Origin of the sequence: Faecalicatena faecalis, from assembly GCF_012524165.2 — a bacterium.
Taxonomy (GTDB): domain Bacteria; phylum Bacillota; class Clostridia; order Lachnospirales; family Lachnospiraceae; genus Faecalicatena_A; species Faecalicatena_A faecalis.
The window spans coordinates 28257-41680 of record NZ_JABACJ020000009.1 but is presented as its reverse complement, the minus strand read 5'-3'; the positions used below and the strand labels follow the sequence as shown (position 1 = coordinate 41680).

Annotated in this window: 10 protein-coding genes; all 10 read right to left on the bottom strand. The window is 46.6% G+C overall.

Annotated elements, in window-relative coordinates; all coding sequences use genetic code 11:
- Positions 1-25 precede the first annotated feature (25 nt).
- The 10 genes from HGO97_RS10920 to HGO97_RS10875 all read right to left on the bottom strand — a co-directional run bounded on the left by HGO97_RS10920 (position 26) and on the right by HGO97_RS10875 (position 13417).
- Positions 26-1696 (bottom strand): nucleoside kinase, encoded by a 1671-nt coding sequence (locus HGO97_RS10920; protein ID WP_216241528.1) that lies wholly within the window; start codon positions 1694-1696, stop codon positions 26-28.
- Positions 1697-1822: 126 nt separating this feature from the next.
- Positions 1823-2605 carry a Nif3-like dinuclear metal center hexameric protein gene (locus tag HGO97_RS10915; RefSeq protein WP_216241525.1) on the bottom strand — a complete coding sequence of 261 codons (783 nt, stop codon included), beginning with the start codon at positions 2603-2605 and terminating at the stop codon, positions 1823-1825.
- Entirely contained in the window at positions 2595-3377 is a 783-nt protein-coding gene (locus HGO97_RS10910; RefSeq protein ID WP_216241523.1) for a tRNA (adenine(22)-N(1))-methyltransferase, read from the bottom strand. Before HGO97_RS10910 ends, HGO97_RS10915 begins: the two co-directional genes overlap by 11 nt.
- 4 nt (positions 3378-3381) lie before the next feature.
- Positions 3382-4491, bottom strand: a complete 1110-nt coding sequence (gene rpoD, locus HGO97_RS10905; protein WP_216241522.1) for an RNA polymerase sigma factor RpoD — start codon at positions 4489-4491, stop codon at positions 3382-3384.
- A gap of 60 nt (positions 4492-4551) precedes the next feature.
- A complete protein-coding gene (dnaG, locus tag HGO97_RS10900; protein ID WP_216241520.1) occupies positions 4552-6327 on the bottom strand; it encodes a DNA primase in 1776 nt (591 codons plus the stop codon).
- A gap of 199 nt (positions 6328-6526) precedes the next feature.
- Positions 6527-7528: a deoxyguanosinetriphosphate triphosphohydrolase gene (locus HGO97_RS10895; protein ID WP_216241518.1), complete on the bottom strand. Its 1002-nt coding sequence runs from the start codon at positions 7526-7528 to the stop codon at positions 6527-6529.
- Positions 7529-7632: 104 nt separating this feature from the next.
- Positions 7633-9171, bottom strand: coding sequence for a polyphosphate:AMP phosphotransferase (pap, locus tag HGO97_RS10890; protein WP_216241516.1), 1539 nt, complete (start codon positions 9169-9171; stop codon positions 7633-7635).
- Positions 9172-9578: 407 nt separating this feature from the next.
- Positions 9579-11339, bottom strand: coding sequence for a glycoside hydrolase family 36 protein (locus HGO97_RS10885; protein ID WP_216241515.1), 1761 nt, complete (start codon positions 11337-11339; stop codon positions 9579-9581).
- A 60-nt stretch (positions 11340-11399) separates the two neighbouring features.
- Entirely contained in the window at positions 11400-11615 is a 216-nt protein-coding gene (locus HGO97_RS10880; protein WP_216241512.1) for a hypothetical protein, read from the bottom strand.
- Positions 11588-13417, bottom strand: coding sequence for a hypothetical protein (locus HGO97_RS10875; protein ID WP_216241510.1), 1830 nt, complete (start codon positions 13415-13417; stop codon positions 11588-11590). The genes HGO97_RS10880 and HGO97_RS10875 overlap by 28 nt, the downstream gene beginning before the upstream one ends.
- Between the last annotated feature and the right edge of the window lie 7 nt (positions 13418-13424).

Sequence of the window (13424 nt, the reverse complement as noted above, 5' to 3'; positions counted from 1 at the left end):
TAGTTTTTCTAAATAAAATTCAATTTTATACGTTAAAGCAACCGCCTCCGATGAATTCCCGCAATAATGAATTGGTCGGCACGGGCTCGCTTCCGATTCCTACGAAATAATCGAAGAATTTCAGCAGCCTCTTTGCCTCTACGTATTCGGGGCAGTCTTTTCCCATACCAAATAGCAATGGTTCCACGTACTGTTTTAGTACGGCCAGCTCATACACCAGGGAGGAATTGAACATGACATCTGCCTCCTCCTGATAGGGGAAGATGTTCTCCTCCTCTCCTCTTCTCACGGACGGCCACATTGCGATAGTATTCCTTGCGGATGTCCCGCGTGTCCTCGCATCTCTGACGATTCTGCGGATCAGACGGCCATCTGTGGATGGGATGCGGTTATGCTCATCGATGTTGAGCTGTGTCAGTGCACTGATATAAATCTTGAACTTATTATCGTTATTCAGGCTTTCCGTCAATTTGGGATTCAGACAGTGGATGCCCTCGATTACGAGGATATCATTCTTCTCTAATTTTTTCGGTTTGTTCCCATAGGTCCGTTTGCCGGCCTTGAAATCAAAAATAGGCAGAATGACCTCTTCCCCCGCAAGCAGTCCCTGCATATCTTCATTGAACTGCTTGACGTCTATTGCTTCCAAACATTCGAAATTATAATTCCCGTTTTCATCCTTTGGGGTCTGCTCGCGGTCCACAAAATAATTGTCTACCGCTATAGGATGCGGCCTCATTCCATTTACCCTAAGTTCAATGGATAAACGATGGGAAAATGTCGTCTTCCCGGAGGAGGACGGGCCTGCGATCAATACGAATTTTACATTTGGCCGGTCGGCAATCTGTTTCGCGATTTCTGCGATCTGGCGCTCCTGATATGCCTCCTGGACCAATACGACCTCACTCATATCATGCTGTGTCACCATATCATTTAGAGCTCCGACCGTGTCGATTCCCTGAAGATCTCCCCAGGCAATTGATTGTTTGAGGACCTCGAACAGCTTGGGCATAGGAACGAAGGGTTCTACCTTTTCCGGCTCTTCCTTCGTCGGCATCTGGATAATAAAGCCGCCATCGTATAAGTACAAGGCGTAGTATTTCAGATATCCGGCATCCGGCACCATATAGCCATAATAATAATCTTCAAATTCATTCATGCTGTAGATATTGACTTTAGAAACCCGCCTGTATTCAAACAGCCGTTCCTTATCATACATCCCGTGCTTTCTGAAAAGATCCACGGCCTCGGTAGTATGGATAGAACGCTTTTCGATCGGAATTCTCTCTCTAATCAGATCCTGCATACGCATGTCAACCTTATCCAAGAAGGACTGGTTCAATTCCACATTCCCTTCGATGGTACAGAAATACCCCTTACTTAATGAGAAATGGATTCTGACACGCTCGACTTTATCGTGTCCTCCGACATCATGCACTGCTTTTACCATCATAAAACAAAGACTTCTTTTGTATGTCTCGTATCCAATCGAGTCCGCTGTCGTCAAGAACTGGATCTCACAGTCCTCCTCCAAGGTCTTATCCAGCTCCTGAAGACGGAACTGGTTCACAAATACAAGCACGATCTGGTGCTCATACTTCTCCTGAAAATCCTGTGCGATCCGCTGATAAGTAACTCCTGCCTCATACTCCTTTGTCTCATTTTCGATCCGTACTGTACACATTCTCGCTGCCATAACGCATCCTTTCCGCAGGGGACCCCTGCCTGACATTTTTTACGGAAGATCCGATTCCTTGGATTCCATCCGACAGATATTCTCTATAATATATGCAGTTCCATCCTCTTATCAATCAAAATGAAGCTAAAATACCTGGAACGGGTGCACTACCGGTGCCGTCACAACATCCAGGCAGGGAAGCTTTTTCTCCAGGAATTTCTTCATATCCTCAATGAATATGTATTCTGTCCCATAATGTCCTGCATCAATAATGGAAAGTCCCTGTTCCACGGCATCCAGGCCGTCATGGTGGCCGATATCTCCTGTTACGAGCACATCGGCGCCTTTTTCAATCGCCGGCCTGACAGCGCTTTTACCGGAACCTGGTGAGACTGCCAGCGTACTGACCTCACCCTCCATGTCTCCAAATACCTTCACGGAACCCAGTTTTAATCTCTCTTTCACATATACACAGCATTCCTTCAAGGTCATGGGCGCAGCAAGACTTCCAACTCTTCCGATTCCTTCTGGCCCTTCATCCGTATCGGACGTAATATCGAGTACCTCTGTATCCGTAAGTCCCAAGATCTCTCCAGAGAGTTTGGCCATCCCCAGAACGTCATAATTGGTATGCATTGCATAGTAAGAAATATCTGATTGAATCAGTTTTACAATCCTTCTGCTTACAAAGTCTTCATCCGTCACACTTTTTAGTGGTGAGAAAATCAAGGGATGATGGGTAATGAGCATATCCGCCCCAGCCGACTTCGCCGCTTCGATGACCTGATCCGTAGCATCCAGCGCCAGATAGACTTTGTTTACTTCTTTTCCGGCTCTGCCAGCCTGCAGCCCCACATTATCAAAAGACAGTGCTGCACTCTTTGGATATGCAGCCTCAATCACTTGCATAATTTCTTTACACAGCATAATATTCCATTCCTTTCTGCGCCTGTGAAAGCTCCTGGTCCAGTTCTCTCATGCGCTGTCTTGCATGCTCGCTGTCCTGTCCTTCCAGGTTTCTCAGTATCTTCGTTTTCAACTGAATCTCTTTTTCCAGAAACTGCTTTAGAACCGGATGCTTCCCTTCCAACAGAAGCCTGCCGTAACAAACCTCTACGTCTGACCATTCTCTGTGGGGACACTCCTTTTGTCCTGCCCCGCAGGCCTCTTCTTTGTAAGACAGCTCACTGCCTGGCACTTCAATATTTTGCACTTCCCTCTTCACAGGAGGCTTTACCTTCATCATCGGATAGAACTTTCCATCCTCCAGCACCATATCTTCTGCCAGAAATAAAAAACCTTCCTCTAAAAGAAAGGCTCTCACTTTTGCGATCTCCGACTGCGGCTGCAGGATGCACTCCTTAAGTTGCAGCGTTACATCCCAATTTTCTTTCAATATCTTCATAACCAGAGCGCCGCCCATTCCTGCCAGAATCGCCGTGTCTGCCTCCCCCGGAACTAAAGCCTCAAAGCCGTCAGAAAGCCTTAAGGTTATCTTCTCTTCCAGGTGCTTCTCCCTGACATGTGCCCTGGCACGTTCCAGCGGTCCTGCATTTACATCCATGGCAATCGCGAACGGAGCAATACGATGCTCCACAAGATAAATAGGGATATAGGCATGGTCAGTGCCTATATCCGCTGTTTTATATCCGTCAGTCACCAGATCGGCAACTGCCTGTAATCTCTTTGATAATTCCATATTCTTAATCCAAGTAGTCTCTCAGCTTACGGCTGCGGCTTGGATGACGCAGCTTTCTGAGTGCCTTCGCCTCAATCTGGCGGATACGTTCACGGGTAACATCAAACTCTTTACCGACTTCCTCCAGTGTCCGCGCTCTTCCATCGTTCATTCCAAAACGTAAGCGCAGAACCTTCTGCTCTCTGTCTGTCAATGTATCCAGAACCTCATCCAATTGTTCTTTTAATAAAGTCTGTGCTGCTGCCTCCGCTGGAACAGGTACATTGTCATCCTGGATAAAGTCTCCCAGATGACTGTCCTCCTCCTCACCGATCGGAGTCTCTAAGGATACCGGCTCCTGGGAAATCTTTAAGATCTCACGCACACGGTCCACAGGCATGTCCAGCTCCTTTGCGATCTCTTCCGGCGTGGGTTCACGTCCTAATTCCTGGAGCAACTGTCTGGACACACGGATCAGTTTATTAATGGTCTCCACCATATGCACCGGAATACGGATAGTCCTTGCCTGGTCTGCGATGGCTCTTGTGATTGCCTGTCTGATCCACCATGTAGCATAGGTACTGAACTTATACCCCTTGTGATAATCAAACTTCTCGACCGCCTTGATCAGACCAAGATTTCCCTCCTGAATCAGATCCAAGAACAGCATTCCTCTTCCGACATAACGCTTTGCAATGCTGACTACCAGACGTAAGTTCGCCTCTGCCAGTTCCTTCTTCGCATCCTCATCCCCGTCTTCCATGCGCTGCGCCAATTCAATCTCTCTCTCTGCACTTAAAAGTGGAACCTTTCCAATCTCTTTCAGATACATACGGACCGGATCTTCAATACTGACCCCATCCGGCACAGACAGATCAATATTCTCCATATCCACTTCATCTTCGTCAGAAATAATGACCTCAACATCTACATCGTCATCATCTCCACTGATACGAAGCACATCGATATTATTTGACTCCAGATGTTCAAACACCTTCTCCATCTGCTCTGCGTCCAATTCCATGTCGTTGAAAAAGTCATTGATCTCCTGAAGCTCCAGGATACTCTTCTTTTTCTTACCTAACGCAACAAGTTCTTTTAGCTTCTCGTCAAATTTCTGTGTGTTTTCTTCCATGTGTCCTTCCTTCCTTTGCCTATTCCCTGCGAAATAGGGCTATCTTGTTTTATTTTATCCTTATTCAATAGAAATATGCAGTTTCTTTATATCATCAAGCTTTCTCTTCTCTTCCATCAATCTCTGCAATCCGGCCATATCTGTCGGTTCCAGATGCATCGTCCTGTAATCGATGCTGTTGTTCTTCACACGAAGGATGGTTTCTTTAATTGCCTGTTCCTGCTCCTCCTTCGTGGAAAGCTCCCTGATCTTTGTATGAAATAGAGATGCCGCTTCACGATGCTCTTCCTCCGCAGTAAAATGATTCAATATCTTTGCCGGATTCAATTCTCCTGCCTCATACTGTTCATACAAGAGTTCTGCGACCGTCCGGTACAGCTTTTCTGTAAAATCATCTGGACTTATGTACTTCTTGATCGTACCGAATAGCTTCACATCCTCAATCATCCAGGTCAAAAGCAGCTTTTGGGAGACAAGGATTCCGCTCTCCTTCGGCTTCTGTTCTCCAGATGCCGTCTTCGGACGCGCTGCCGGCTTTGCCATTCCTGCCGTGACCGCAGTCTTTGTCACAAGCTTCTGCAGACTTTCCGGGCTGACCTTATATGCTTTTGCCACGGCCTCAACATAATTGTTCCGCTCCAGTTCATCCTCAAAGCTGATCAGCCGCTTCGCCGCCTCTTTAAAAAATGCGGTCTTTCCTTCCGGGGAATCCATGTCATAATCCCTCGCCAGGATTTCCAGACTGAACAGGAATCCGTTTCTCGCATTGCCAATCCGTTTTTCAAACTCTTCCGCCCCCAGATTCTTAATAAACTCATCCGGGTCTTTATAGGGGTCCATGCGGATGACCCTGGCTGAAATCCCCGCATCCTTAAGAATCGGTACGGCTCTAAGAGCTGCCTTTGTTCCGGCCTCATCACTGTCATATGTCAGATAGACTTCCTGAACATATCTCTTGATCAAAGAGGCATGTCCTGTTGTCAGAGCAGTTCCCAGGGATGCCACCGCGTTTGTGAACCCAGCCTGGTGAAGAGAAATCACATCCATATATCCCTCACAGAGCAGGAAATACGGCTTCCTCGATGTACGTGCACGATTCAGTCCATACAGGTTCCGGCTCTTGTCAAAAATAGCGGTCTCTGGAGAGTTCAAGTACTTCGGCTTTCCATCCCCCATGACACGCCCGCCAAATCCGATCACCCGGTTATTGACGTCCATGATCGGGAACATGACCCGATTCCAGAACTTATCATACACACCGTTCTTTTCGTCCGTATTGATCAGTCCCGCCTGACGGATCAGGTCCTCGCTGTATCCCTTCTTCCTTAGATACTGAAACAGGTCATTGCTGTATTTATTCGAATACCCCAGACCGAATGCTTTGATCGTCTCATCTGAAAGTTCCCTGTTCTTTAAGTATGTATATCCGATCTTCCCTTGTTCTGATTTCAACTGCACATAGAAATACTGTGCCGCCACCTTATTGATCTCAAGAAGAGTAGCACGAAGATCCGCCTTCTCCTTTGCTTCCTTCGAATACTCCATCTCCGGGAGCTCCACTCCTGCCCGGTCGGCCAGGAACTTTAAAGCCTCCACAAAGGAAAAATTCTCATACTCCATCAGGAAGGTAAAAACATTCCCTCCGGCCCCGCAGCCAAAACAGTAATACATCTGTTTGGAACGGCTCACTGAAAAAGAGGGCGACTTTTCATTATGGAATGGACAGAGTCCAAAATAAGAACTTCCTTTTTTCTGCAAGCGCACATAACCGGATATTACATCCACGATGTCATTCTTCATTCTTACTTCTTCAACTAATTCCTCTGGATAATACATTCACTGCCCTCCTGCTTTAGACATGTAAGGTCCGGTCCTGATAGACCTTGCGTGGCAAAGACCCCTGCCGGCTAAGTCCCACACTTTACCGAGCCTTAGTGACATGGCATTTTGCCTTACTTTATATATATTCGACAAATCTTCCCGATTTCCTTTTATTTTTTTCACTTCCAGCGCAAAAAGTTCACTTTTTTCTTTTCTAATTCATCCATGCCTCCGGTACAAAAAATTCCTCATATTTTTTTACTGCATAATTATCTGTCATACCCGCTATGTAATCGCACACCACCTGCTCCTTACAGTTGCCCAGCCTGTCGATCGCTTTTAAGTATTGTTCCGGCATCAGCTCCAGATGCCGGATGTAATAATCATATAGCTGCTCGATCAGATGGACCGCCTTATCTTCCTCCCCTTTCGCTTTGGGATTCATATAGACATGCTCGAACATAAAGCTGCGCAGCCCGATCATCGCTTTCTTAACTGGATCTGACATGATGATGGACGGTTTATCCATACTATTTGTAATCACATCATGTACCATCTTGTTAAGACGTTCCTTACTGCTGCCGCCTAATATCCTCCTGTACTCTGCCGGGATATCCTCCTCCACAAGGATGCCGCCCCGGATGGCATCATCAATATCATGGTTGATGTAGGCAATCTTATCTGACAGACGAATCACCTGTCCCTCCAGGGTATGAGGATTTCCAGCCGTTGGATGGTTCAGGATTCCGTCCTTCACTTCCCAAGTCAGGTTCAGCCCCGCCCCCTGCTTCTCCACACAGTCTACCACTCTTAAGCTCTGCTCATTATGCGCAAAATGATACACCTCATTGAGGGCCCTCTCCCCTGCATGACCAAAGGGCGTATGCCCCAGATCATGGCCCAGTGCAATCGCCTCTGCCAGATCTTCGTTTAACCGCAGCGCCTTGGCGATTGTCCGGGCGTTCTGCGACACCTCTAAGGTATGTGTCAGTCTGGTCCTGTAATGGTCTCCCTTTGGCAGCAGAAAGACCTGGGTCTTCTGCTTTAAACGACGAAAAGACTTACAGTGCAGGATACGGTCTCTGTCCCGCTGAAAGACAGGACGGATATCACACTCGGCCTCAGGTCTCTTCCTGCCCCTGGAATTCCTGCTGAAAGTTGCATAGGGGCTTAAATACTCCAATTCACGTTCCTCAAGCTGCTCTCTGATTGTCATAGGCATTTCCTCATACTGAATCCTGACTGTCGGGAATAAAACGGTCTTCTATTTTTATGTTTCTTATTTACTATATTCTGTAATTTTTATTTATTTCCTTTTTATTACTCTTTGATCCGCTTTTCTATCGCTTCGACCACTGTCTCCAACACTTTAATCCGTGCATAGTACTTGTCATTTCCCTCGACCACGATCCATGGCGCATACTCTGTAGAGGTACGGATCAGCATTTCATTGACTGCCTCCTCGTATTGATCCCATTTTTCCCGGTTACGCCAATCCTCATCTGTGATCTTCCACTGCTTTTGTGGGTTCTCCTGACGTGCCTTGAACCTGCGTTCCTGCTCATCTTTATCGATCTGCATCCAGAACTTCATCACAATGGCACCTGCATTGACCAGATCCTTTTCCATATCATTCATTTCCTTGTAGGCCCGTTGCCATTCCTGTTTGGTACAAAAGCCCTCGATCCGCTCCACCATGACACGGCCATACCAGGTCCGGTCAAAAATGGCGATATGCCCGGCCTTCGGCATTGCCCGCCAGAAACGCCACAGATAATGATGTGCCTTTTCTATATCATTCGGAGACGCCGTCGGATTCACCACGAACCCGCGGGGATCCATCTTTTCCGTCAGCCTTTTGATTGCACCGCCTTTGCCGCCAGCATCCCATCCCTCAAAACCAAGTACTACAGGAATCCGCCTTCTATATAATTCGCCATGAAGCAGACTCAGTCTCTTCTGCAGCTTTTTCAATTTGTCCTTGTATTCCTTCTTTGTAAGGCTCAAACTTAAATCGGCCTTGGCAAGAACGGACTCTGTCAGCTCCTTCTGATCTATCTCAGCCGCTGTATTTTCTGCGGGGCTCTTCCCTTCCCCATCCATCTCTGCAATAGCTTCTGCTGCCCGTTCTTTTGCCTTTGACTTTTTCACATGTTCGATTTGCTCTTCCAATGCCTTAATTACGACCGTATAGATCTTGACCGTGGCGAACCTTCTGTCCATGGCTTCAATAATCGTCCATGGCGCATAGTCCGTATCCGTAATATGCAGCATCTCCTCCATCATCTGAGCATATTCCTGATATCTTGCATTACGCTCCAGATCTCCCTGGCTGACACGCCACGCTGTCTCTTTCGAATCCATCAGCTTTTGAAAACGCTTCTTTTGTTCTTTTTTGTCAATATCCAATAAAAGCTTGATCATGACATATCCGTCATCTGTAAGCTGCTTTTCAAAAGAACAGATGGATTGAAAAATATCAGGGATCTCTTTCTTCTTCGTCCTCTTATCGAAGCGTTCGATCAACACTTTCCTGTACCAGCTTCCATCATAGATAGCGATTCGTCCCTTTTCCGGGGTCTTGGTCCAAAACCGCCATAAAAAAGGATGCATCTGTTCTTCTTCTGATTCCTCCTTAATTGCGAACACCTTGAAGCCTCTCGGATCAAGGCTTTGAATCAGCTCTCCGATCTGCAGACCTTTCCCGGACGCTCCAAATCCCTCGAATACGATCATCACAGGGATATTCAATGTCTTGCACTGTCTCTGCAGCTCGCCGAGCCTTGCCATCAGCATTGGCATCTTTGCCTTGTACTCATCTTTGACCATAGATTTTGTAAGATCCACTTTCTCTAACATAATACCTTCCTCCCGACAATTACTGATACTTAGTATGAACGAGTTCCCTGTTTTATAACCGCTGACAGATGCATGCCGCTAAAACCCTTACACAGACTGCTTACTGGGTATGTATATCGCCGCATCCTTTGGGTATATTATTTTTATTATATCACAGAACATGTAAATTCAGCCTATTTTTTACATATTTTGACAATCTGTTTCGAATTTATCGAAAAAGGAGCAGAACTATCAAAAATTTCAAAATATCATATACAAAAAGGATGACATCTGAAATCACTGATATCATCCTTCTTATTATTTACCTTAAATCTGTTTTCATTCTTATTTTAATTTCATCCAGGAAGCAGCCAAGCGGATTCCGAATATTCGCTAGGACTGGCCCCGATTTCCAGGCCAAAAGTTCCTTAGATTCTGCAGAACTCGAGCACACCACTTGGCGGCACCTCATACTGTTTAAATCCTGCTTCCACTGTTGCCTGTTCCTTTTTCAGCAGGTGTCCCGTACAGTCATAACACCGTATCTCATATCTCCCAGCCGATTCTTTGCAGTCCAGATATAGTTTTCCTATGGCAGTCCCATTCACAAAAAGCATTTTCTCATAGATCTGTTCCAGCATGACCACTGCATTCTCATGCCAGACACAAGCCAACTGCCCGTTGCAGGCTCCCTTGATCACATTATAGCGGCTGATCGGGTTGAGCGGCTCAAATGTTCCGTTGATCAGCGGGTCCCGATACTTCTTCCAGATTCCCATATAGAACGCCAGCATCTCCTGATGTTCCTTTGACAGTTCATCCAGCCGCATGGAAATCTGCGGTACACTGAACAGAATGTTGATGATCTGCAGCGCAGCACTCTCGACCGTATCCTTGGGATGCCACATGATCATATCAGAATGTACTGCACTGTTGCGGCACAAAAGCCTGACATCTGTCACTCGGACCCGATTTTCCACCGCATCAAAGGGACAGTCCACAGCTCGGAAAATATTGCCATAGCTGCGCATCATCGGCCCGTTATATGTCTGTCTGAATTCCAGCAGGATATCCGGCTTTTTCGCTTTCAGCCTGCTTGTGCACTCCTTCATCATACAATCTGCTGCCTCGTGGAACGACTCGAAATCCCTCCTTGGATCTGCCTCTTTCCCGCCGAATGGAGTTACCACGAACTCGTCTATAAAATCCATCTTGAATCCGTCCACGTCCCACTCATCTAAAGCCTGTTCGAACAGAGAGATAATGAACTCCCTCACTTTCGGATACCGCGGATCCAGCACATGCCATTGTCTTTTAGCATCAGGGTCAATAAGCATGTCCTGAAAGTTTGAAAAATTCTCTGACTTTTCTCCAATAAACGGAAGGGAATACCAGGGAATCACCTTCATGTCCAGATCATGTACCTTTTTCACAAAGGCTGCCATATCTGGTATTTTAGATGTTGCATTCTGCCAGTCCCCACAGTAAGCATACCCCCGGTTTCCATCCTCCGTCTGCCAGCCATCGTCCAACAGAATACTTCTGCACCCTAATTCCCGGGAAAGGCGGCACTGCTTTAGCAGCGCTTTTTCTTCTACCATCTGATGAAAACTGTACCAGGTCGAATACATAGGCTCCTTTGCATCTGCCGGGACGGCTGCCGGATGATTCCTTTTTTCTTTCTCCCACCAGGCCGCCATCTCATCCAATACCCGGTAATAAGGAAGCCTGCGCAGATCCAGCCGAAGTTCCACATCATATGTCTTTTTAGGGATATGCTCCTCCATGAACATACAGATGCGAAATGCATACTCCCCAGTCTCTTCCACCGGGACTGCCTGGAACTCAAATGTATTCAGCGTATCTGAGATTCCCAGGGCAGCGCGGTTCTGATTGTCTATGCCGATCAGGCACTGGACGGGCGCCCCGGTAAAGCCATTCGTTTTCTTCAGATATTGAAACCAGTCCAGGTTCAACGCCTTGATCAGATGAATCTTGGGGCTCCATATTTCATGAATTTCACATGCCGGAACGACCACCGAGCATACAGTCGGCAAAAAAATCTGTTCTTCTTTACTTTCCACATGGAGCCGGATTGTGACAAGCTCCCCCTCCTCTGTTATCTGCGAGGAAATATGCAGACCCTCCGGCTTTTCTTCAATTAAAAACTGATATTTCCTGTTCTCCATCTTCTGCCTTTCCTATGCTTTCTTATACACTTCTCTTTGCACTGCCAATATAAAGTCGTACTAATCATCAAACTCTGTGATTCGATCCATCATCCTGCGATAACGGAATCGTGCCATCTCATTTTTTTTGAGCACATCCTCCTCATTCCCGGTATACTGGCACCGGATGCAATAGTACTCATCCTTTTCTTTATCATAGAACATATCGATATCCAGATCCCTCATAAAACAGGATGGACATCTGTAATTTAATCTGCCCTTTCCACTTTGAGCCATGTGTTCAGCACCTCCCCATTTTTCATCCTCTTCTTTAGTCCAAGTGTGTACATCGGTGAAAATGCATATCCCTCGCGGATATATGCTGTCACTTCCTCCTTCGCACCCACGGACGCCTTCGTATTGATATTTGGAATCACGACCTCTGCACATACTCCGTTCTCAACCTCCGCCTCCCGGCATTTGTATGCATAGTGGATCGACTCTTCCCGGTCAGTGGACCGGCAGCTTAGTATAATGTCGGTCATATCCTCTGGATATTCTGTTGTGCCATAGCAGCCCGTAAAATATTCCTGTATCTCTATTTCGGCTTCCGGTCTGCTCATCTCAAGAATCTTCCTTTGTATCTTGATCTCTGAGCTTCCCTCCTCAAAGTAGAAAATCGTTTGGAGCTTCACCGTCAGATCCGCAAATTCAATCTCTACCGGATCGAGTGTCAGGATCCTGGTATCACCCTCTTCTCTGAATTTTGCCTTTGTCCTGCACAGACACATATCCACCTCTTCTCCCTGATAGATGATCTTGCAGCTCTTAATCGTTCCCTCGCCAGCATAGTGGGTAAAATATCCGGCTCTGTACTTCTCCTGAATCAAGAAAGGGTAAGAAGCATCCTGCACATGTTTTGTGCCAATTCCCACGGGCCAGTCGATTTTCGCAGCATAAGGACGTAAGTCCACAAGTGCGCCGCCCTGGTTCATATCCACACAGGTGCGCAGATACGGGTCTACATACCAGAAAAGCTGTTTCTTCGATCCATACAGGATATCACGCCAGAGTGCGCACTCGGGCTGTGTGTAGGTCTTATTAGCACGGTAGAAATCCGCGAACTCTGCCATGGTCATCTCTTCTAACTCCCCCTGGTCGCGGAGACTGGCATAATATGCCATACCATCCTCATAACTCTTTAAAAGCAGCTCGTAGGGTGCCTCCCAGCGTCCCATCTTGTTCATCCAGCCCGGTCCTACGAACATCATATTGTAGGCATATCCGCGGTTATACTTTTTCAGGGAACGGTACTGGTCGATGAGGTTATACAGATAGGGATACTGTCCGTCTTTATAAATCATCCCCCGCAGTACATTCTGTGGATGGGTACCAAAATTAGAACCATTGCCGTCAAAGCACGCGATCAAATCCCTTGACAGATGCGGGATCGCCACGATTCCTGAATCCTGCTCCTCATTTTCTGCGGGAGCATGGGTATTTGCTTTAGAGGGAATCCATGGATTCCACGGACCGCCGTCAAACAATGTATACCAAGAATTATTGCAGGTATGATAAGCCTTAGGACCTTCCTCCCAGCAGGTAGCGACCGCACATTTTACGGATGGGTACTGGGTCTTTATATAATGGATCAGATCAGCATCCATATAATAAGAACCTGTCGACTCAGGATAAAATCCGAAACAGTCATAGAACTTCTCGAATACGTCCGTCACGATCGTCTTCTTATCCTCCATCGAGAACATCCAGATGCAGAAATCCTTTGTCTTATATTTTTCACGGAATTCTTCACAGGGAAGACCAAGCAACGTCAATCCGATCTCATCCCTATATGTTTCATGGTGTTCTTTTGCCAGAGCCACTGCCTCCTCATTAAAGAGACTGGCATATGTCATCTGGATGGTGGTCCTGAATCCATTTCTATGGGCGATTTCCTGCTGTGTCTTAAAGATATCCAATGACTCTGTCAGCAGTTTTTCACTCCCCAGATTCTCCTCTTTCCCATGCCCGGTCACTTTTTCTGCATATTCCGGCACCATCTCCGGGCGGTGTATGATATTCAGAATAAATCTATCCATAAATATT